The sequence below is a fragment of the Actinoplanes sp. NPDC051343 genome (genome assembly GCF_044455125.1).
Taxonomy (GTDB): domain Bacteria; phylum Actinomycetota; class Actinomycetes; order Mycobacteriales; family Micromonosporaceae; genus Actinoplanes.
The window spans coordinates 372,831-393,776 of record NZ_JBITEL010000007.1 but is presented as its reverse complement, the minus strand read 5'-3'; the positions used below and the strand labels follow the sequence as shown (position 1 = coordinate 393,776).

The following is a 20,946-nucleotide window of genomic DNA, read 5'->3' as shown; positions in this document are numbered from 1 at the left end:
TTTGATCGCCTTTGAGCCGCTGACCGGGAGGCCCCTTGTTCCTCAGCCCGCACGAGCAGGAACGTCTGCTGATCCACGTCGCGGCCGACGTCGCCCGGCGGCGCCGGGAGCGGGGCCTGCGCCTCAACCACCCCGAGGCCGAGGCGATCATCACGGCGTTTCTGCTCGAGGGCGCGCGCGACGGGCGTACGGCCGCCGACCTGGCCGACGCCGGACGCCACGTCCTGACCCGCAACGACGTGCTCGAGGGCGTGCCCGAGATGCTGGCCGAGGTGCGCATCGAGGCGACCTTCCCGGACGGCATCCGGCTCGTCACCGTGCACGGGCCGATCTCGTGAACCCGGACGGCGACCGGTTGCGCCTGGCCGACACCGACCTGCTGATCGAGGTCGAGGAGGACCGCAGCGCCGGACCGGAGAGCGGGGAGCCGACCGGCCGTTCCCGGGCCGCCCGCGCCGAGGGCGCCCCCGACACGGTGATCACCGGCGTGGTCGTGCTCGACCACTGGGGCGTGATCCGGGCCGACGTCGGCATCCGCGACGGCCGGATCGTCGCGCTCGGCAAGGCCGGTAACCCGGACACCACGGACGGCGTCGACCCGGCGCTGGTCATCGGCCCCGGCACCGAGGTGATCGCCGGAGACGGCCGCATCCTGACCGCCGGCGCCGTCGACTGCCACGCCCACGAGATCAGCCCGGCGATTCTGCGGGCCGCGCCGGCCGCCGGCATCACCTCGATCGTGGCCGACGCCGGTGGGCCGAACTCGTGGCATCTGGCCCGCACGATCGAGGCGATCGACCCGTTCCCGGTCAACGTGCTGCTGCTCGGCCGGGGTGCCACCACGTCCGAGGACGCGATGCGGGAACAGCTGCGGGGCGGTGCGGGCGGCTTCCGGCTGCACGAGGACCGGGGCGTCGGGGCCGAGGCGATCGACGCCTGCCTGCGGGCCTGCGATGCCTCCGGGGTCCAGGCGGCCATCCACGCCGAGGCCGGCGCCCTCGAGGGGACCCTGCGGGCGGTCGACGGGCGGTCGGTCCACGCGTCCGGTGCCCTCACCGTCGCGTCGGCGGCGAACGTGTTGCCCTCGTCCTCCGGGAGCGGCACCCATCCGGCCGGCGACCTCCTGCACGACCTCGGCGCGCTCTCGATGATCGGCTCCGGGGCGTACGGCGTGAGCCAGGTCGTCCGGCGCACGTGGCAGACCGCCCACGTCATGAAGGTTCGCCGCGGCAGTCTGCCGGGCGACGGCGCGGCCGACAACCGTCGCGCCCGGCGGTACATCGCGAAGTACACGATCTGCCCGGCGGTCGCCTACGGGATGTCCGGCCAGGTCGGGTCGGTCGAGCCGGGCAAACTGGCCGACCTGGTCCTCTGGGACCCGGCGTTCTTCGGCGTCCGCCCGGCCCTGGTCCTCAAGGGCGGCGTCGTGCTGTCCGGCGGCGTCCCGGCGCAGGCGTCGGTCGCGTTCGTCGCCCCGGCCGCCATCGACGCCCTGCTCGGCGACCGGATCGGGGTGAAGCGGGCGCTCGCCCCGGTGGGCGGCACCCGCGCCATCGGCAAGGCCGACCTGCCGGAAAACTCCGCGACCCCCCGCGTCGAGGTCGGCCCGGACGCGTCGACCGTCCGCGTGGACGGCGAGGTGGTCGAGCCGGCGGCGGTCACCGAGCTGCCGCTGGCCCAGCGGTATTTCCTGTTCTGACGCCGGCGCTTCGCCGAGCCGGCCCCGAGATGTCCCGGGGCCGGCGGTCAGAATCAGGCGGCTACCGCGATCGGCACCCCGTGGCTGTCGGTCAACGCCAGGCGGGTGTGCAGATTGCCCTGCTGGGCGACCCGTGCGAAGTACTCCGAGCGGCGCCGCTGCAGACAGCCCTTGCGGGTGCGCGGACCACCGGCCGCGACCGTCAACAGCTCCGGTGCGAGCGAGCTGTTCAGGCCCTCCCGTAACAGTTGCAGTGCCTCGGTGCGCAGCTGGGAGATCCGCGACTCGGTCACTCCCAGCCGGGCCGCGACGTCGCTGAGCGGCTGCTCCTGCAGGAACGACTCGGTGACGACGGTGCGCAGCCGCTCCGGCAGCGCCTGGATCGCCTGATGCAGGTAGCCCAGGCGTTCCCGCTTGAGCAGCAGGTCCTCCGGGCCCTCGGAGGTCTCCGGCACCATCTCCTCGGCCGCGCCGGTCGGGAAACCCTGCAGGCTGAGCAGGGCGGCCTTCTGCACGTCGTCCTCGACCGTGGCCAGTTCGGCCACGCCGATCCCGAGCATCTCGGCGACCTCGGCGTCGGACGGGGTCCGGCCCAGCGCCGCGGTCAGTTCCTGCCGGGCGGCGGCGGTCCGCCGGGCCCGGGCACGTACGGAACGGCTGGCCCAGTCCTGGCCGCGCAGTTCGTCCAGCAGCGCGCCGCGGATGCGTACCGCGGCGAACCGGTGGAAGGGGATTCCCCTCGTCACGTCGAACGACCGGGCGGCGGACAGCAGCGCGGCGAATCCGGCCGAGGACAGGTCATCGGAATGAACATGGCCCGGTACCCGGTTGAGCAGTTCCCGGACCAGATGGCCAACCATCGGCATGTTCTCGCGGATCAGGTCCTCGATGTCGCGCGCACTCGGCGCGTCGTGTGTCGTGCCGATGGTGGCGGGGAACTCGGTCGCGGCGGTCACGTGGTCCTCCTCGCTCATACGACCGGTTGGTGAAAACCGGCTGACGAGGAGAACTTTTGCGGCCGTCGGGTGCAGCGTCCGCGGAACTCGGTTGCTTTTGTGGTGTTTTTTCCGAGAAAAGCTCAGGTACTAGTGGAGCGCGGCCGCGCGGCGAGGTGTGACCACCCCGGTGAGCTCCGAGTGCACCCAGTTCATCCGTCGCACGGCGATGTCGGGATGGTCGCCGAACTCGGCGGCCACGTCGGCCGCGCAGCCATCGCTGCCGTGCATCAGGATCATCGCCGTGACGGCCTGCTCGACCGCTTGGCGGGTCGGGCGCTCGGACGGCTGCAGGGTGGAGACGAACAGGGCCTCCGCAGCCAGGTCCCGGACGATGCTGATCATGTCGTACTCCCCGATGAGCGACTTTCTGCTTTTACGCCTTCCACGCCGGAGATCCTTACCCGGGTCGGAGCCGTTTCAGGCCAACCTCATCTTCCCCGCGAACACGAAGACCCCCGGCCGCCACGCCGTACGGTTTTCGGACCAGGAATCGAAGGCCAGGGGATGCCTCCCGGAAAGTGCCTCCTGCATTCTCTTGCACCCTAACGCGGGCATCGGCCGCCCGGCGCGTGCTTTTTCGCCGGACGGCCGATGCCGTGATCGTTACGTAACCTGGGGTCAGGCGCAGGGGTCTCCCATTTCCGGGTTGCAGTCGAGCGGGCGCGACGGTGGCGTCGTCGTCGGCTCGGCCGTCGGAGTGGTCGTCGTGGTGGTATCGGTCGGAGTCGTGCTCGTACGGTTCGACGGCACCGGATCGATCACCGGATCGCCGTCGCCCCCGGTGTCGCCGCCGCCCCCGTTGATGGGGTCCTGGGTCGGAGGCGTCGTCGGGGGCGTCGTCGGAGGCGTCGTGGGGCCGGACGTCTTGCCGCCGCCGTACACCGGCAGGGTCGGCTTGATGTGCACGATGCCCTTGGGGTCGACCGAGATGCCGGGCACCGGGGTGCCCGAGCTCGACAGCGGCGTCGGCGAGAGCCGGACCGTGCCGTTGGACAGGTGCTCGACCTGCTGCGACGGCGCTCCCGGCTTCGGCGACACGAACGTCTCGCAGGTGTCGCCGTTGAGCTTGAACGCCAGCGGCGCCGCGTTGTTGAGCACGTAGTTGCCGGTGATCGGCATCGTCAGCGTCTTCTGCGGGCTGAGCGTCGCCGCCGAGGTCAGTGTGACCGCGTGCTGGTCCTGAGCCAGGTGCACGTTGTTGAGCACCCGCCCGGAAACCGTCTGGTCACCTGGCATCAGGAACCAGAGACTCCAGTCCTTGACCGCGGTGTCGGCCCGGTTGGCCACCGTCACCTGGGCGCTGAACCGGCCCTGGGCGTCGGAGTAGACCGCGTAGCTCACCACGCACTTGCCGCTGACCGGCACCACCGACGGCAGCGCGTTCGGCGAGGCGTTGCCCGGGTTGTCGCCGGCGACCAGACTCCACGCGTAGGTCCCGACGGTCAGCATCGCGACCGCGGCGGCGACGAAGAGCACCCGCCGGGTCTGCTGGTTACGGTAGCGACCGTTGCGCGAGTTGCCGGTGTCGCCCGAGTCGCCGCCCCCGCTGCGCGGCGGGCCGGACGGCGCCGCCGCGACCGGCGGCTGGTTGTCGAACGCCGGCCGCAGCGCCGGGTTGCCCTCGTCCGGCGGCGTGTTGAGCTCAGGCCCGCTGCGCAGGGCGGCGAAGCGGCTGTTGCGCGCCGCCGCACCGGCGAGCGGCCCGGACTGGTCTTCACCGGACGCGGCCGGCGCCGGCGCCACCTCGGGAATGCCGGCCGGCGCGGCAGGGGCGGCCGGGCGGCCGAACTGGTCGGTCCACGAGCGCGCCGAGGGCAGGATCGTGGTGTCCTCCCCCGACTCCGACGACCAGTCGGTGGCGTAACCGCGTGCCGGCGCCGGGGCGCCCGCCGCGATGCCGGCCAGCACGTGGGCCAGCTCAGCGCTCGACGGCCGGTCGGCCGGCCGCTTCTCCAGGCATCGTCCGACCAGCGCGGAGACCGAGGCGGGAAGGCCCTCGACCGGCGGCAGCGGGTCGGGCTCGACGTATTGGTGAGCCCGCAGCAGCGCGGTGGTGGTGCCGACGTCCCACGGCAGCTGACCGATCAGCGTGCGGTAGACCAGCAGGCCGACCGCGTAGACGTCGGTGGCCGGGCTGACCTGGCCGCCCTCGAGCCGCTCGGGCGCGAGGTAGGCCGGCGTGCCGAGCAGGCTGCCGTCGGGGTCTATGTCGTTCTCGCCGATCAGAGCCGAGATGCCGAAGTCGACGACCTTGGCCCCGGTCGGGGTGAGCATGACGTTGGCCGGGGTGACGTCACGGTGCACGATGCCGCGCGCGTGCGCGGCGGCGAGCGCCGCGGCCACCTCGGAGGTAATCCGGACCGCGGCCTGCCAGGGCAGGCGCCGGACCCGGGCCAGGACGGCGGCCAGCGACTCGCCGTCGATCAGTTCCATGACCACGTACGGCACGGGCTCACCGTCGACGGTGGTCGCCTCGCCGTAGTCGTAGACGTTCGTGATGTGCGGATGGCTCAGACGGGCGGCCGCCTGTGCCTCGGCACGGAGGCGGCGACGGAATGAAGGATCCGTGCTGGTCGAGGGAGGGAGAACCTTCACCGCGACCTGACGACCCAACACCTCGTCGAATCCCCGCCACACCACTGACATCCCGCCGGCACCGAGCCGCTCGACCAGTCGGTAACGACCGGCCAGCAGACTCGAACCGGGCAGGTCCGTCGTGCTCATGTGCCCCCACATGGCGCTTTCGAAGAAACGCCGAGCCGCACCGCCATGCCACTCGACGTCGGGGCGAGTCCGGCCCGCCATTGGACCGGAGCATTCCCCATCGACGGCGAGGATGTTAGCGGATGATCGGGCACTATCACGAGGCGTGAATGCGGGATCTACCAGCGGCTCGTTACACACCGTTCGGGTGACGCAGCCACGTGTGCGCGAATCTGGCAAGTCCCCGAAAGTCGGATGAGGGACGCATTGACCGGAGTATTTGCCCAACTAGGTCGGACATGAGCGGTAGGTCGGAAGTTTCGCCGACGCTGCATTTCGGCGGACAGCACATCCTCTTGATACATGCAGTCGCCAATCCGTCACCGATAGGCAGTAATGCCAGCCCGGGGTCGTTGATCGCGTCAACTGTCCACCTACGGCAAATGTTGAAGTCTTGACCTGTGCAAACCCCTCTGAACGGCGGGTCCGGTCACCTGAACAGCCCATTCGGTGTGCCAAAATTCGCGTACGGCGAGTCACCATCGTTTCGACGTGGCTATTCCGGCGCGAACCGGCCTTGATCAGCGGATCACCGGCGAATCAGGGCGGATGACGCGCTACCCAGCAAATCGCGGCCGGGCGACGCCATGGCACCGGGCGCCGGCGTCGACGGCAAGGCAAGAACCGGCATCGTGTCGGCCGGAACCGCACCGAGTTCGGCCAGCAATGCCAGCAGAGGTGAGATCTTCTCATAAAGAATGAGCACCACATCGCCCGGCTCGGCCAGCCGCAACGCCTCGACGACCGCATTCCGGCAGCCCTGCGCCCGCACCGCGCGCAGTTTCGGCCGCCGGGCCCGCATCTCCCTCTCGACCAGCGCCGACACCTCGTCCGGCGCCCGCCCGCGGGGATCCTCGTCGTCGTAGAGCACGGCCCGGGCCACGCCGTCGGCCATCACCTGGGCACACGCCGCCAGCAAGTCGTCGCGCCGATCGCCGGGCAACGTCACCGCGGCAACGCAGCGGTCCGGGCCCCACAGCCGGTGCAGGGTCCGCAGCGTGGCGGCGAGCGCGGCCGGGTTGTGGGCGTAGTCGACGAACAGCGACACGTCGCCCAGCCGCAGCAGCGTGGCGCGGCCCGGGTTGGCCACCGGCGGGTCGAACTCGGCCAGCCGCCGCACCACCTCCTCCTGCCCGGCCCCGAGGGCGCGGGCCGCCGCCACCGCGGCCAGTGCGTTCGCGGCCGCGTGCGGCGCCGCACCCCCGTACGCCCCGGGCAACTCGGCCACCCGCAGCAGCGGCGTCCGCCGGGCCCCGGTCGCCTGCACCAGCCACCCGTCCTGCAGCACGTACGCCGTACGCCCCTGCGCGAGATGCTCGGTGATCACCGGATGCCGCGCCTCCAGGCCGAACCAGACGATCCGCTTGCGATCGGCGCGCACCCGCGGCCGCTCGACCAGGTTGCGTACCCACGGGTCGTCGACGTTGAGCACCAGCGTCCCGCCGTCCCGCACCCGCTCGGCGACCAGCGCCTTGACGTGCGCGATGTCGTCGATCGTGTCGAGCCCGTCCTGACCGAGATGATCGGCGGTGATGTTGGTGATCACGCCGACGTCCGACCAGTCGTAGCCGAGCCCGCGCCGGAGCAGCCCGCCCCGGGCGGTCTCGAGCACCGCCATCTGCACCGCCGGGTCGCCAAGCACCATCTGGGCGGAGACCGGCCCGGTCGCGTCGGCCCGGAAGATCGTGCGCCCGCCGATGCTGACCCCGTCGGTGGTGGTCAGCCCGACCCGCATGCCGGTGTCGCCGAGCAGGTGGGCGGTCAGCCGGGCGACCGTGGTCTTGCCGTTGGTGCCGGTCACCGCGACGGTCGGGATGCGACCGTCGGAGCCGCCGGGAAACATCGCCCGCACGATCGCGTCGCCGACGTCGTGCGAGCGGCCCTGCACCGGCGCGAGATGCATGCGCAGCCCGGGCACCGCGTTCACCTCGATCACCCCGGCGGTGGTGTCCACGTCGTCGGCGACCGGCGGCAGCGGCTCGGCGATGTCCGGCAGCCGCAGGTCGATGCCCGCGATGTCGAGCCCGACCAGCGCGGTCACCCGCAGGCAGAGGTCGGCGACGTCGGGGTGCACCCGCTCGGTGACGTCCCGGCTGGTGCCGCCCGTGGAGAGGTTGGCGTTGCGGCGCAGCCAGACCACCTGGCCGGCCGGCGGCACCCAGGTCAGGTCGCGGTCCTGTCGCGCCAGCTCCCGGCGTACGGCGTCGTCGACCTCGATGCGGGTCAGCACCCGGGAGTGGCCCGGACCGCGCCGCGGATCGGCGTTCACGCGCTCGACCAGCGAGGCGACGGTGCTGCGCCCGTCACCGGTGACGTGGGCGGCGATCCGCTCGGCGGCCGCCACCACCTCGCCCGCCACCACGAGCACCCGGTAGTCACGGCCGGGCAGCTGACGCTCGACGATCACGTCCCCGCCCGCCTCCCGGAACGCCCTTTCGACGTCGGACGGCGTACCCAGGTCAAGCGTGACGTGGCGGCCCTGCCGGCCCGACCGGGGTTTGATCACCACCGGGCCGCCGATCTCCTCGAGCAGTCGCACCGCCTCCTCGGCGGTGACTGCGGCGCCGCCGTCGGGGATCGGTACGCCCGCCTCCGCGAGCAGCCGCCGGGTCACCTGCTTGTCGCCTGCGATGTCGACCGCGACGCCGCTGGTCCGATCGGTCATCGCGGCCCAGGCCAGCCGCCGCCGGTTGCCCCAGCCCAGGCGGATCAGGCTGAGGTCGCCGCTGCGCTCGACCGGTATGCCCCGGCGGCGGGCCGCCGAGATGATCGCGCGGGTGCTGGGCCCGGCCGCCTCCCGCTCGGCGAGCGCCGCCAGAGATCCGAGACCCGTCAATTCAACGGTGCCGTCCACGGTGCCGGTGACCAGATCGACCGCCATCTGCAGCAGGCGGCGCGGGACCCGCGAGTCGGGCGCCTCGTCGATCGGGCACTCGACGATCACGTCGTAGTAACCCGGCTCGCCGGTCGCGAGCGTGCGCCCGAAGCTGACGTCGCGGCCGATCAGCTGGGACAGCTCGATGCTGACGTGCTCGGTCACGTGCCCGAAGTAGGTTCCGTTGCGCAGCCGGCTGACGAAACCGCCCGGCGCCCCGGCCGCGCAGTGGTGATCGGCCAGTCCGGGCAGCGCCCGCAACAGCCGCTCGGTGAACCCGGGCAGGTCGGACGTCTCCCGGCCGGTCAGCTCGCCGAGCCCCAGCCGGGCGACCACCGCAGGCCGGGAGAGGTAGACGTTGGGCCCGCGCAGGCGGCGCAGGGTTTCGATCTTCATGCGGCTGGTCCCCGTTCTGCGACGGGCGCGTCGACGACCGGCCGGCGACCCGTGAGATGAAAGGTGTGCCCGGCGGGCAGCACGTGGATCCGGGCCCCGACGAGGGCGATCGGCCCCTGTTCGGGCACCCGGATGTCCTGCGCGGTACCGGCGTCGACCACCGTGACCGCGCCGCTGCCCAGCACCTCGAAGCAGTCTCCGTCGGTGAGGATCGCGGTGTCCTCGTCGATGCCGAGGCCGAGCTCGTGCGGATAGAGCGCGACGGCGCTGAGCAGCCGGTTCACCCGGCCGCGCTCGGCGAAGTGCTGGTCGATCAGCACGCCGGGGAGGAACTCGAGACCGGGCCCGGTGCGTACGCTCGACCGGCTCACCCCGCGCGCGTCACCCTCGACGATCATCGTGCCGCTCATCATGGCCGCGCCCGCGCTGGTGCCGGCGAGCACCACGGTTCCGGCCGCGACCAGCGACTGGAGGATCGAGTCGGTGGCCGTCCCGCCGATCACCGTGGTGATCCGCTCCTGGTCCCCGCCGGTGAAGAACACGCCGGTGGCCTCGCGCAGCACCGGTTCGACGCCCGGGGAGTTGGCGTCGGCCCGGGCGGCGATGCGCAGCGCCCGCACCCGGCCGGCGCCCAGGTGCGAGAACGCCTCCCGGTGCTCGGCCTCGGTGGCGTCCGGGGTCGAACTGGCCGTCGCGATCACCACGATCCGTGCGGCTGCCCCGCCTGCCAGCTCGACGAATCGACCCAGTAGGCCCGGCCCGGCCGCACCTCCGATGATCAGCAAACGGCTCGACACCACACCTCCCCAGCTAGGACTGAGGTTAATCGGAACAAATACGAAACATCCGCCTAATCCGCATAGTCGGCGGGCAGCAGGTGGGACACTTCGGCCGGGCCCCGGGCCAGTTTCTGCGCCCGCTCCTCGGCCTCCTCGTCACTTCCGGTCAGCCGTCCCTCGTGCTGGCGCAGGTGCTCCTCCCAGGTCGGCACCTGATAGACCTCGACGAACCGGTCGGGCGCCTCGCCGTCGCGGAACAGGCCCCAGCGGGTCGCGCCCGTACGCAACCGGGAACCCCGCACCGCCCGCATCGCCTCGGTGAACGCCTCGTGGTTCTCCGCCGCCACCCGATAGACCGCGGTGACCAGCACCGGGCCCTCGTCGAGATGCGGCTGCAGCATCAGATGCGGCTCGGCCCAGTAGATCGCCGGGCTCCGGTCGGCGCCGTCCCCGTCGTGCATCGGCAGCCAGATCACGGTGACCGTGCCGGCGAGCATGACCACCGCCGCGATCAGATAGGTGGTGCGCAGGCTGCTCCACTCGGTCACCTGCCCCCAGAGGAACGCTCCCAGCGCCTGACCGCCCGCGAACACCACCTGATAGAGCCCGAAGCCGCGTGCCCGCACCCAGTTGGGCAGGAACAGCTGGAGCGACGCGTTCATCCGGGACACCTGCGTCATCCAGGCCAGCCCGGCGGCTGTCAGCGCGCCTCCCACCGCGACCTGGTCGGGCACGAGCGCGATCACGATCAGAGCGGCGCCGTAGACCAACCCGGCCGCCACGACGAGCTGGTCCGCGCTGACCCACGCACGGATCCGGGGCATCAGGAGCGCACCGGCGATGGCACCCACACCGAGCGCCGCCAGCAGGATGCCGTAGCCGCTCGCCCCCATGTGCAGCTCCTGCTGGGCGACGAGCGGGAGCAGGCCCCAGATCACGCTGCCCGGCAGGACGAACAGCGTGACCCTGATCAGCAGGCCGCGGACGACCGGAGAGAAGCGGACATATCGCTCGCCGGCCCGGAGTGCCGGGCCGAACCGCTCGGCGTGCGCCGCCCCGGACTGCGGTGGCCGGCGCCAGGCCAGCAACGCGCCGGCGAAGACCGTGAACGAGACCGCGTTGAGCCCGAACACCGCGGCCGACCCGATGTGCGCCACCAGCAGGCCGGCCACCGCCGGGCCGGCCGAGCGGGCCAGGTTGGTGTTGACCGCTCCGAGCGCCGACGCAGACGGCAGTTCGTCGCGCGGCACGATCTCGGGGATCACCGCCTGCCAGGTCGGCAGTGTCACTGCCTGGCCGACGCCGAGCAGAAACGTGAAGGCCAGTAGGAGGGCGGGCGGCATCCGGTCGAGCGCGGTCAGCACGGTCAGCGCGGTGCCCGCTCCCAGCAGCATGATCTGCACCGTGAGCAGCAGGCGCCGCCGGTCGAAGGTGTCGGCGAGGGTGCCCGACGGCAGCGCGAGCAGCAGCACCGGCAGCATCGACGCGGTCTGCACCAGGCTCACCCAGCGGGCCGCGTCGCCCTGGTGGACGACCAGCCACTGCGCGCCGACGGTCTGCATCCAGGTGCCGACGTTGCTCGCGAGCACCGCGATCCAGAGCATCCGGAAGATCGGCGCCCGCAGCGGAGCCCACGGGCTCAGTTGAGGCGGCGGCGCGCTCCCGGACCCGGCCGGGGCGCCAACTCCCGATAGCTGGTCACCTCTTGACCGTCCTGGCATCGCACCTCCAAGTGCACCGGCTCCTCGTCAGGCCTGTGCACGAACTGCAGCGGCGGCCCACCCGGGTCGGCCAGATAGCGGTTGCCCCACTCGGTGACCGCGATCAGCACGGGATAGAGATCGAGCCCCTTCCCGGTCAGCCGATATTCGTGCCGCACCCGGGATCCGGGCTCACGATAGGGCTCGCGCCGCAGCAAGCCGTGACCGACCAGCGTATTCAGGCGGTTGGCCAGCACCTGCCGCGGGATCTGCGTGCGCAACCGCATGTCGTCGAACCGCCGGATGCCGTTGAACACCTCCCGCAGGACGACCACGGTCCACTTCTCCCCCAGGATCTCCATCGCGCGGCCGAGCGTGCAGTGCTCGACCGACCAGTCCAGGGCGCCGAAGTCAGTGGCATGCATGACAGCGAGGCTAAGTCTGATTGACAGACTCAGCAACCGGTGAAAGCCTCCGTCCATGACGCAGACTCAGGACGACGTGCGTACCCGCACCTTCACCTGGACCGACCCCGCGACCCACGCCGGCCTGGTCGGCGTCCGCTCCGGCCTGGAGATGCTGCAGGCGTTGAGCGCGGGCGAGATCCCGCCGCCCCCGATCATGAAGCTGATCGACATGGCCGAGTTCATCGCCGAGGAGGGCAGCGTCACCGTCCGCCTCGACCCGCAGGAGTTCCACTACAACCCGCTCGGCTCCATGCACGGCGGCGTCATCTCCACCCTGCTCGACACCGCCGCCGGCTGCTCCGTGCACAGCCTTCTGCCGGCCGGCGTCGGATATACGAGCCTCGACCTGAGCGTCAAGTTCCTGCGCCCGATCACCCTCGCCTCGGGCCGCCTCACCTGCACCGGCACCGTCCTGCAGCGCGGCCGCCGCACCGCCCTCGCCGAGGCCCGCCTGACCGACGCCCAGGGCCGCCTGGCAGCACACGCCACCTCCACCTGCATGATCTTCGACATCCCCGAAACCCGGTAACGGGGTCAGAGGGAGTCGAGGAACTCCTCGATCGCGGTGCCGATCAGGCCCAGCACGTCGGTGTAGTTGGTCAGCCGCCCCGGCACCCTGAGGTTGTGGTCGCCGTCGGGCACCGCCAGCACCGGTTTGCCCGTCGCGGCCGCCACCTCGGGCACCCAGAACTTGTCGCCCGTGCCGCCGATCAGCAGGGTCGGCGCGCTGCTCGCGGCGATCGCCTCGGAGATCGTCACCTCGGTGAGCAGGGGCGTCATCCAGATGGCCGCCAGCTGCCTCTCGGCCGCCAGCACCGCCGCGAACGAGCCCAGCGACTTCCCGATGAGCACCGGCCGCTCGCTCGGCGAGCGTTCCATCGCCGACACCACGTGGGCGCGGACGAACGGCTCGGCCTGCCCGCTGCGGACCAGGCCGTAGGGCAGGGTCCAGCTCACCGCCTCGACCGGCGCCCGCCGGTCGCGCAGCGCATGGTCGGCGAGGTCGAGGAGGGGTCCCTGGACGGTGTACATGCCACCCGGCACCAGAATTCCGGCGAGCATCGGGCCACCCTAGCGAAGTACCGCAGAGCAAGAGGCTACGGTAGCGTAGGTTACGCAACCGTAGGGAGTTGATCGTCGTGCCTTTGGACCAGACCGCTCTGCTGATCGAGCTCGAGCCGGTGGTGGCCACCAACCTCGACCGCCACCTGTCCTTGGCGAAGGAGTGGTTCCCCCACGAATACGTGCCGTGGAGCGAAGGCCGCACCTACGACGGCCTGCTCGGCGGCGAGGCCTGGCAGGACAGCGACTCCAAGCTGCCCGACGTCGCGCGCACCGCGCTGATCGTCAACCTGCTCACCGAGGACAACCTGCCCTCCTACCACCACGAGATCGCGACCCTGTTCGGCCGCGACGGCGCGTGGGGCACCTGGGTGCACCGGTGGACCGCCGAGGAGGGCCGGCACGGCATCGCGATCCGCGACTACCTGACCGTCACCCGCGCGGTCGACCCGGTCGAGCTGGAGCGAGCCCGCATGGACCACATGTCGGCCGGCTTCAGCAACGGCCACCCCGACTCGGCCATGCACTCGATCGCGTACGTCGCCTTCCAGGAGCTCGCCACCCGCATCTCGCACCGCAACACCGGCAAGGCGACCGAGGACCCGATCGCCGAGCAGCTGCTGGCCCGGGTCGCGGCCGACGAGAACCTGCACATGGTCTTCTACCGCAACCTGCTCGGCGCGGCCTTCGAACTCGACCCCGACTCGGCCATGCAAGCGGTCACCGACGTGGTGGTCGGCTTCGAGATGCCGGGTGCCAACATCGACGGCTTCGGCCGCAAGGCGCTGTCGATCGCGCTGGCCGGCATCTACGACCTCCGCCAGCACCGCGACGAGGTGCTCCAGCCGGTGCTCCGCCAGTGGAACGTGTTCGGCCGCACCGACCTCAGCGGCGAGGGCGAGAAGGCCCGCGAGCAGCTCGCCACCCACATGGACGAGCTGGAGTCGCAGGCCGCCCGCTTCGAGCAGCGCCGCGAGGCCCGCCGCCAGCGCCAAGAGGCCAAGAGGGTCTAAGACGCGCTGATCACCGGGTGCAGGTCGGCGGCCGGCGGCTCCCAGGCCGCCGGGTCGGCGTCGGCCTGGTCGCCCGACCGGATGTCCTTGACCGAGTCGGGCTCGCCGTCGGTGCCCGGGAACCAGACGTACGGAATTCCGCGCTGATCGGCAAACTTGATCTGCTTGCCGAACTTGGCCGCGGTCGGCGCCACCTCGGTCGGGATGCCCCGCTTGCGCAGCTGCCCGGCGATCCGGTCGCACTCGGCCCGCCGCTCGTCGGCCGGCAGCGCCACCACCACGCAGGTCGGCACCGGCCGGGAGGCGGTCAGCGCGTTCTGCCCGAAGAGCAGGCCGAGCAGCCGGGAGACGCCGATCGAGATGCCGACGCCGGGGAACCGCTGGTTGCCCGCCGACGCCAGGTTTTCGTAGCGGCCGCCCGAGGTGATCGAGCCGAACCGCTCGTAGCCCTCGAGCTGGGTCTCGTAGACCGTGCCGGTGTAGTAGTCGAGCCCGCGGGCGATCTTCAGCTCGGCGGTGACCAGGCCGGGAGCGTGTTCGCGGGCCGCCTCGACCACTTGCACCAGCTCGTCCAGGCCCTCGTCGAGCAGCGGGTCGGTCACCCCGAGCTTGCGGACGGCGTCGACGAACGAGGCGTCCTCGGAGGAGATCGCCGCGAGTTCGAGGCACGCGTCGGCCTGCGCCTGGGAGGCGCCGGCGGTCTCGATCAGCAACTCGGCGACACGCGCCGGGCCGATCTTGTCGAGCTTGTCGACCGTACGGAGAACCTGATCGGTGTCGGCCAGGCCGAGCCCCCGGTAGAAGCCCTCGCAGACCTTGCGGTTGTTGACCTGGATGCGGGCCCGTGGAATGGGCAGCGAGGCAAACGCGTCGCCGATGATCAGCGGCATCTCGGTGTCGAAGTGGAACGGCAGGGTGTCGCGGTTGACCACGTCGATGTCGGCCTGGATGAACTCGCGGTAGCGGCCCTCCTGCGGCCGCTCGCCCCGCCACACCTTCTGGATCTGGTAACGGCGGAACGGAAACTGCAGCTTGCCCGAGTTTTCCAGTACGTAGCGGGCGAACGGCACGGTCAGATCGAAGTGCAGGCCAAGTTGATCATCGCCGGTGGAAGCCGCCGCGGGGTCCTCCTGCAGGCGCCGCAGCAGGTAGACCTCTTTGGACGTCTCGCCCTTGCTGAGCAGCGTGTCGAGCGGCTCGACGGCGCGGGTCTCGATCGAGGCGAAGCCGTAGAGCTCGAAAGTCTTACGGATGCGGTCGAGGAAGAACTGCTCGACCTGGCGCTGCGCGGGCAGCCATTCGGGAAAGCCGGAAATCGGCACTGCTACTCCTAGAAGAAAGAAAGATCAGAGCCCACGGCCGGGCGCGGCGACCAGTTCCCGCAGGTACGGGTTCGAGGCGCGCTCACGGCCGATGGTGGTGGCCGGTCCGTGGCCGGGCAGGACGACGGTGTCGTCGGCCAGCGGCAGGATCTTGTCCCGCAGGCTGGTCAGCATCGTCTCGGTGCTGCCGCCCGGCAGGTCGGTGCGACCGATGGAGCCGGCGAAGAGCACGTCACCGGAGAGGCAGATCTGATCCGCGTCCCACTCGGACTGCGCGCCGGGCAGCCGGAACAGCACCGACCCGCCGGTATGGCCCGGTGCGTGGTCGACCGTGATCTCCAGCCCGGCCAGGGTCATCGTGGCGCCGTCGGTCAGCTCGGCCACGTCGTCGGGCTCCGTGTAGGTGAACCGGCCGCCGAACAGCTCGTTGACGCCGACACCCAGGCCCATGGCCGGGTCGGCCAGCATCTCGCGGTCGGCGGGGTGCACATAGGCCGTTATCCCGCGGGCGCCGCAGACCGGCGCGACCGAGAAGGTGTGGTCGAAGTGCCCGTGGGTCAGCAGGACCGCGGCCGGGAACAGCCGGTGCTGCTCGAGCACCTCGTCGAGCTGGTCGAGCACGCCCACGCCGGGGTCGATGATCAGGCACTGCTCGCCCGGGCCCGCGGCCACCACATAGCAGTTGGTGTCGAAGGCTTCGGCCGGAAAGCCGGTCACGAGCACTTGCCGTCTCCTCCTCGCGAGCACCTGGGGAACTCCAGCCTACTGGAGCGGTTGGATCACTCCCCTATTGGCCAATCGACAATGACGGCAAGCGATCTCTGAGCTCCCAGCAGAAACTCAGCCTGCTCCTATCCGAGGCGGACCTGCCACCGATATCGTGCGCCGATGGGAGGTCGATCGACGCCACGCCAACCTCGCCATCCGCTTTTCCAGTGAGTAGCCGTACACTCTTGCGGGCGTGTGGCGTACCGCACCTCTTGACATGGGTTTGAGGAAGGAAAGCGTTCCGTGGCTTCCAGCAAGGACCGGCAGCGCAAGCTGGCGCGGGCGAAGCTCGATCGGCAGATGGCGCGTCGGGCTGCTAATGAGCGCCGGCGTCGACGCCTCCTGGCCGGAGCCGGTGCGGTGGTCGCGGTTCTCCTGATCGCGGTGGGTGGCGCCTGGATCGGCGGCGCCTTCGACAGCAAGAAGACCGACACCACGGCTCAGGACATGTGCGCGTGGACGCCGCAGAGCGCATCGAGCAACACCTCCCTCAAGGAGGTCGGCACGCCCCCGACCAAGGGCATCCCGACCAGCGGCACCGAAGCGATGACGATCAACACCAACCAGGGTGAGCCGATCGTCGTCAGCCTCGACGTGACCGACGCCCCGTGCAGTTCCGAGAGCTTGAAATACCTCGCGGGCAAGAAGTTCTTCGACAACACCGACTGCCACGAGATCACCACCGACGGCGCGGTCCGCTGTGGCGATCCGTCCGGCACCGGTCAGGGCGGCCCGACCTACAGCATCTACAGCGAAAACCTGCCGTCCGTGCCGGACGGCTCGGCCGGCCCCTCGCCGGCCCCGAGCAGCGCCGCCGGGCAGGCCCCGCTCTATCCGAAGGGCACGGTCGCGCTGATCGGCGATCCGCCGGGCACCAACGGCAGCCAGTTCCTGATCTTCTTCAAGGACTTCAGCCCGGCCACACCGGAATACCCGATCGTCGGCACGGTCACCAGTGGCCTCGACACGGTCACCAAGATGTCGAAGATCCCGACCGTGGCCAACACGGCCGGCGACAAGGTCAAGCCCTCGAAGAAGATCACCATCAGCACTCTGACCGTCGCCGACCCCGGCGCGGCCCCGGCGGCGAGCGCCGACTCCTAGTTCCACCCGATCCCCGAATGACTGTCAACGCCGGATAACAGCAGCAGGAGGAACACCGTGTCGTCGATCAAAGACCGGCAGCGCGCGGCGGCGCGGGCCCGTCTCGAGAAGGAGATGGCCGAGCGCGCCGCGGCCGCCCGGAAGCGGAAGCAGCGCAATGCGATCCTCGGGTCGGCGATCGCGGTGGTGGTGGTCGTCGTCGCCGGAGCGCTGGTCGTCACCAGGCTCAACCACGACGACAAGAAGAAGGCCACCGCGTCCGGCAGCAAGACCCCGGCCGGCACGGTCTCCTGCACCTGGACGCCGGCCAGCGCCGGCGGCGGCAAGGTCAAGGACGTCGGCATCCCGCCGACGACCGCGCCCAACGTCGGCACCGAGGTCATGACGCTCAACACCAACCTCGGCAAGATCGAGGCGACCATCGACCTCGCCAAGGCGCCCTGCACCGGATCGAGCTTCGCCTACCTGGCGTCCAAGAAGTTCCTCGACGGCAGCAAGTGCCACCGCATGGTCAACGAGGCCAATTTCCAGGTGCTGCAGTGCGGCGACCCGTTCGCCAAGGGCAAGGGTTACCGCGAGAGCGACGGCAGCGGCGGTCCGAGTTACTCGATGGGCGAGGAAAACCTGCCCACCGACACCCAGAATCCCTACCCGGCCGGCTCGATCGCGATGGCCAACAGCGGCCAGCCCAACAGCACCGGCAGCCAGTTCTTCATCTGCACCGCCGACACCAAGATCCCGGCCAGCTACACGCTGCTCGGCAAGATCACCTCGGGTCTCGACGTCGCCCAGAAGGTGATCAAGGCGGGCGACGACGAAGCCTTCAAGGCCCAGGCCGGCGGCGGTCACCCGAAGCTGGAACTCGACATCACCTCGATGACGGTCACCAAGGCCTGACCCGCCACAACCGACTAAAAGGGCGGGTCCTCCTCACGGAGGGCCCGCCCTTGGCGTTCACCAGGGTCACTGCCGGGTGTCCGGCTCGCGCTTTCCTTGCGTACGCGGGAAGCAGCGCAAGTGGCGCACCCGGGCCGACCCCTCTCAGGCCCCCGAAGTGACCCGGTAGGCGTCGAAGACGCCGTCGACCTTGCGGACCGCGGCCACCAGGTGACCCAGGTGCTTGGGGTCGGCCATCTCGAACGTGAAGCGGCTGACCGCCACCCGGTCACGTGTCGTGGTGACCGTCGCCGACAGGATGTTGACCCGTTCCTCGGACAGCACCCGTGTGACGTCGGCCAGCAGCTTGTGCCGGTCGAGTGCCTCGACCTGGATGGCGACCAGGAACGTCGACGCGGACGTCGGCTTCCACGTCACCTCGACCCGGCGTTCCGCCTGATCGCGCAGGTCGTCGGCGTTGGCGCAGTCTTCGCGGTGCACGCTCACGCCGCCCGACCGGGTCACGAAGCCGAACACCGCGTCGCCCGGCACCGGGGTGCAGCAGCGGGCCAGCTTGACCCAGACGTCGCTGACGCCCTTGACCACGACACCCGGGTCCTGGGCGGTGCTGCGGTTGCGCGGCGGACGGGTCGCGACCGCGGTCTCCGCGATGTCCTCGACCGCGCCCTCCTCGCCGCCGAAGCCGGCGACCAGCTTCTGCACGACCGAGGGGGCCGAGACCGTGCTTTCGCCGATCGCGGCGTAGAGCGAGGCCACGTCGGCCAGGTGCAGGTCGCGGGCGATGGTCGTCAGGTTTTCGTTCGTCAGCATGCGCTGCAGGGGCAGACCCTGCTTGCGCATCGCCTTGACGATCGCCTCCTTGCCGACCTCGATCGCTTCCTCGCGGCGCTCCTTGTTGAAGTACTGCCGGATCTTGGTGCGGGCGCGGGGGCTCTTGACGAAGCCGAGCCAGTCCTGCGTCGGGCCGGCCGTCTGCGACTTCGACGTGAAGATCTCGATCACGTCGCCGTTGGACAGCGTCGACTCCAGCGGCACCAGCTTGCCGTTGACCCGGGCGCCGATGCACTTGTGCCCGACCTCGGTGTGCACCGCGTACGCGAAGTCGACCGGGGTCGAGCCCGTCGGCAGCGGGATCACGTCGCCCTTGGGCGTGAAGACGTAGACCTCCTGGCTCGACAGGTCGAATCGCAGCGCGTCGAGGAACTCCGACGGGTCGCTCGCCTCGCGCTGCCAGTCGAGCAACTGCCGCAGCCAGGTCATCTCGTCGATGTGAGCCGGCGGGCCGACGATCGTCGCGCCCTTCTGCTCCTTGTACTTCCAGTGGGCGGCGATGCCGAACTCGGCCGTGCGATGCATCGCGAACGTGCGGATCTGCATCTCGACCGGCTTGCCGGTCGGGCCGATGACCGTCGTGTGCAACGACTGGTACATGTTGAACTTCGGCATCGCGATGTAGTCCTTGAACCGGCCGGGCACCGGCTGCCAGTTCGCGTGGATGACGCCCAGCGCGGCGTAGCAGTCGCGGACCGTGTCGACCAGGATGCGCACGCCGACCAGATCGTAGATGTCGTTGAAGTCGCGACCCCGCACGATCATCTTCTGGTAGATCGAGTAGAGGTGCTTCGGCCGTCCGGTCGTCTCTGCCTTGATCTTGGCCGACTTCAGGTCGAGCGAGACCCGGTTGGTCACCTGGCGCAGCAGCGCCTCCCGCTGCGGCTGGTGCTCGCCGATCAGGCGGTTGATCTCCTCGAACCGCTTCGGGAACAGCGTGCCGAAGGCCAGGTCCTCGAGTTCCCACTTGATCGTGTTCATGCCCAGGCGGTGAGCCAGCGGGGCCAGGATCTCGAGCGTCTCCTTGGCCTTCTGCTCCTGCTTGGGCCGCGGGAGGAAGGTCAGCGTGCGCATGTTGTGCAGCCGGTCGGCCAGCTTGATCACCAGTACGCGCGGGTCCTTGGCCATCGCGACGACCATCTTGCGGATCGTCTCGGCCTTGGCGGCGTCGCCCAGCTTGACCCGGTCGAGCTTGGTCACGCCGTCGACGAGCAGCGACACCTCGGGACCGAAGTCGTTGCGCATCTGGTCGAGCGAGTAGTCGGTGTCCTCGATCGTGTCGTGCAGGAGCGCCGCCACCAGGGTGGTCGTGTCCATGCCGAGGTTGGCGAGGATCGTCGCGACGGCCAGCGGATGCGTGATGTAAGGGTCGCCGGACTTGCGGTATTGACCGGAGTGCCAGCGGGCGGCCACGTCGAACGCCTTCTGCAGGGCGCGCACGTCGGCCTTGGGATGGCTGGCCCGGTGGGTCGCGATCAGCGGCTCGAGAACCTCACTGACCTGCGTGCTCTGCCAGGGCGCGTTGAACCGGGCGAGCCGCGCGCGCACCCGGCGGCCGGTCGGCGCGGCGGCCAGCCCGCCGAACGCGCCGCTCGGCTCGTCGCCGGACGGCATCGGCTGCGTCGCCTCGACGTCGGCCGGCGGCACGGCCGGCCGCGGCCCGACGGTGGTCACCTCGGCGCTCGTACGGTCGGAGTCTTGCGCAGCGGGCGCTTCCGCCGCTGAGTCATCGGTCGGCTGCACCAGGTTGCCGGCCGGCCGCGCCGTGCCATTGGCCGCCTGCGCAGCCCCATTGGCCGGCCGCACCGTGCCGCTGGCCCCCTGCGCAGCCCCATTGGCCGGCCGCACCGTGCCGCTGGCCGCCTGCGCAGCCCCATTGGCCGGCCGCACCGTGCCGCTGGCCGCCTGGGCTGACCCATTGGCCGACCGCACGGTGTCGTTGAGCGGCTGCACCGGGTCACTGAGAAGCTGCACAGGGTTATCAGTCGGTGACACCCCGCTATTGGCGGACTCCGTCGGGTTATCAGTCGGCGACAGCGTGTCAGAGGTCGGCTGCTCCACGTCATCGGTGGACTGCAGCGTGCTATCGGCTGGCTGAGCCGGGTTGTCAGTTGGCGGCAGCGTGCCATTGGCCGGCTGCACCGCGTTATCGGTCGGCTGCACCGTGCCCTCCGAGATCGGACCCTCCGGAACCGGGACCGTGCCCTCCGCAAAGGGGGCGACGTCGCTGGACACCGGCCTCCTCACACCTTCGCCAGAGACCTCACCGGTC

17 protein-coding genes are annotated in these 20,946 nt (G+C 70.6%); 6 read left to right on the top strand and 11 right to left on the bottom strand.

Features of this window, described 5'->3' with window-relative positions:
- Nucleotides 1-35 precede the first annotated feature (35 nt).
- Together ACIA5C_RS24795 and ACIA5C_RS24790 are read left to right on the top strand one after the other, a co-directional pair.
- Nucleotides 36-338: an urease subunit gamma gene (locus ACIA5C_RS24795; RefSeq protein ID WP_396058461.1), complete on the top strand. Its 303-nt coding sequence runs from the start codon at nt 36-38 to the stop codon at nt 336-338.
- Complete coding sequence (locus ACIA5C_RS24790; RefSeq protein WP_396058459.1) at nt 335-1,699, top strand: amidohydrolase family protein; 1,365 nt, start codon at nt 335-337, stop codon at nt 1,697-1,699. Before ACIA5C_RS24795 ends, ACIA5C_RS24790 begins: the two co-directional genes overlap by 4 nt.
- A gap of 53 nt (nt 1,700-1,752) precedes the next feature.
- Here ACIA5C_RS24790 and ACIA5C_RS24785 read toward each other — a convergent pair whose 3' ends face one another.
- The 7 genes from ACIA5C_RS24785 to ACIA5C_RS24755 all read right to left on the bottom strand — a co-directional run bounded on the left by ACIA5C_RS24785 (nt 1,753) and on the right by ACIA5C_RS24755 (nt 11,635).
- A complete protein-coding gene (locus ACIA5C_RS24785; RefSeq protein WP_396058457.1) occupies nt 1,753-2,655 on the bottom strand; it encodes a sigma-70 family RNA polymerase sigma factor in 903 nt (300 codons plus the stop codon).
- Between the two features lie 129 nt (nt 2,656-2,784).
- Nucleotides 2,785-3,039 (bottom strand): hypothetical protein, encoded by a 255-nt coding sequence (locus tag ACIA5C_RS24780; protein ID WP_396058455.1) that lies wholly within the window; start codon nt 3,037-3,039, stop codon nt 2,785-2,787.
- A gap of 276 nt (nt 3,040-3,315) precedes the next feature.
- Nucleotides 3,316-5,421: a protein kinase gene (locus ACIA5C_RS24775; RefSeq protein WP_396058453.1), complete on the bottom strand. Its 2,106-nt coding sequence runs from the start codon at nt 5,419-5,421 to the stop codon at nt 3,316-3,318.
- Nucleotides 5,422-5,989: 568 nt separating this feature from the next.
- The gene (gene cphA / locus ACIA5C_RS24770) at nt 5,990-8,731 is read right to left on the bottom strand and encodes a cyanophycin synthetase (protein ID WP_396058451.1); all 2,742 of its coding nucleotides are present in this window, start codon (nt 8,729-8,731) and stop codon (nt 5,990-5,992) included.
- A complete protein-coding gene (locus tag ACIA5C_RS24765; protein ID WP_396058449.1) occupies nt 8,728-9,528 on the bottom strand; it encodes a cyanophycinase in 801 nt (266 codons plus the stop codon). Before ACIA5C_RS24765 ends, cphA begins: the two co-directional genes overlap by 4 nt.
- 53 nt (nt 9,529-9,581) lie before the next feature.
- Nucleotides 9,582-11,231 carry an MFS transporter gene (locus ACIA5C_RS24760; RefSeq protein ID WP_396058447.1) on the bottom strand — a complete coding sequence of 550 codons (1,650 nt, stop codon included), beginning with the start codon at nt 11,229-11,231 and terminating at the stop codon, nt 9,582-9,584.
- A complete protein-coding gene (locus ACIA5C_RS24755) occupies nt 11,150-11,635 on the bottom strand; it encodes a winged helix-turn-helix transcriptional regulator (RefSeq protein ID WP_396058445.1) in 486 nt (161 codons plus the stop codon). The genes ACIA5C_RS24760 and ACIA5C_RS24755 overlap by 82 nt, the downstream gene beginning before the upstream one ends.
- A 55-nt stretch (nt 11,636-11,690) precedes the next feature.
- On the opposite strand from ACIA5C_RS24755, the gene ACIA5C_RS24750 reads away from it, so the two are divergent.
- Entirely contained in the window at nt 11,691-12,206 is a 516-nt protein-coding gene (locus tag ACIA5C_RS24750) for a PaaI family thioesterase (protein WP_396058443.1), read from the top strand.
- Between the two features lie 5 nt (nt 12,207-12,211).
- Here ACIA5C_RS24750 and ACIA5C_RS24745 read toward each other — a convergent pair whose 3' ends face one another.
- Nucleotides 12,212-12,739 carry an alpha/beta hydrolase gene (locus tag ACIA5C_RS24745; protein WP_396058441.1) on the bottom strand — a complete coding sequence of 176 codons (528 nt, stop codon included), beginning with the start codon at nt 12,737-12,739 and terminating at the stop codon, nt 12,212-12,214.
- A 77-nt stretch (nt 12,740-12,816) separates the two neighbouring features.
- Between ACIA5C_RS24745 and ACIA5C_RS24740 the strand changes: the two genes are divergently transcribed.
- Nucleotides 12,817-13,752, top strand: coding sequence for an acyl-ACP desaturase (locus ACIA5C_RS24740; protein ID WP_396058439.1), 936 nt, complete (start codon nt 12,817-12,819; stop codon nt 13,750-13,752).
- Here ACIA5C_RS24740 and hisS read toward each other — a convergent pair.
- Together hisS and ACIA5C_RS24730 are read right to left on the bottom strand one after the other, a co-directional pair.
- A complete protein-coding gene (gene hisS / locus ACIA5C_RS24735; RefSeq protein WP_396058437.1) occupies nt 13,749-15,074 on the bottom strand; it encodes a histidine--tRNA ligase in 1,326 nt (441 codons plus the stop codon). The two genes, ACIA5C_RS24740 and hisS, sit on opposite strands and share 4 nt — an antisense overlap.
- Before the next feature lie 24 nt (nt 15,075-15,098).
- A complete protein-coding gene (locus tag ACIA5C_RS24730; RefSeq protein ID WP_396058435.1) occupies nt 15,099-15,797 on the bottom strand; it encodes an MBL fold metallo-hydrolase in 699 nt (232 codons plus the stop codon).
- 288 nt (nt 15,798-16,085) lie between these two features.
- Here ACIA5C_RS24730 and ACIA5C_RS24725 point away from each other — a divergent pair, with 288 nt between their 5' ends.
- A complete protein-coding gene (locus tag ACIA5C_RS24725) occupies nt 16,086-16,946 on the top strand; it encodes a peptidylprolyl isomerase (protein ID WP_396058433.1) in 861 nt (286 codons plus the stop codon).
- Between the two features lie 57 nt (nt 16,947-17,003).
- Nucleotides 17,004-17,843 (top strand): peptidylprolyl isomerase, encoded by an 840-nt coding sequence (locus ACIA5C_RS24720; protein ID WP_396058431.1) that lies wholly within the window; start codon nt 17,004-17,006, stop codon nt 17,841-17,843.
- 144 nt (nt 17,844-17,987) lie between these two features.
- On the opposite strand, the gene ACIA5C_RS24715 is transcribed toward ACIA5C_RS24720, so the two are convergent.
- Complete coding sequence (locus ACIA5C_RS24715; RefSeq protein ID WP_396058792.1) at nt 17,988-20,480, bottom strand: RelA/SpoT family protein; 2,493 nt, start codon at nt 20,478-20,480, stop codon at nt 17,988-17,990.
- Between the last annotated feature and the right edge of the window lie 466 nt (nt 20,481-20,946).

What these genes read in the sequence shown, in the direction of transcription:
- ACIA5C_RS24780 (WP_396058455.1), bottom strand. Translation starts at nt 3,039, where the DNA reads ATGATCAGCATCGTCCGGGACCTGGCTGCGGAGGCCCTGTTCGTCTCC.
- ACIA5C_RS24775 (WP_396058453.1), bottom strand. Translation starts at nt 5,421, where the DNA reads ATGAGCACGACGGACCTGCCCGGTTCGAGTCTGCTGGCCGGTCGTTAC.
- cphA (WP_396058451.1), bottom strand. Translation starts at nt 8,731, where the DNA reads ATGAAGATCGAAACCCTGCGCCGCCTGCGCGGGCCCAACGTCTACCTC.
- ACIA5C_RS24760 (WP_396058447.1), bottom strand. Translation starts at nt 11,231, where the DNA reads ATGCCAGGACGGTCAAGAGGTGACCAGCTATCGGGAGTTGGCGCCCCG.
- ACIA5C_RS24755 (WP_396058445.1), bottom strand. Translation starts at nt 11,635, where the DNA reads ATGCATGCCACTGACTTCGGCGCCCTGGACTGGTCGGTCGAGCACTGC.
- ACIA5C_RS24750 (WP_396058443.1), top strand. Translation starts at nt 11,691, where the DNA reads ATGACGCAGACTCAGGACGACGTGCGTACCCGCACCTTCACCTGGACC.
- ACIA5C_RS24745 (WP_396058441.1), bottom strand. Translation starts at nt 12,739, where the DNA reads ATGCTCGCCGGAATTCTGGTGCCGGGTGGCATGTACACCGTCCAGGGA.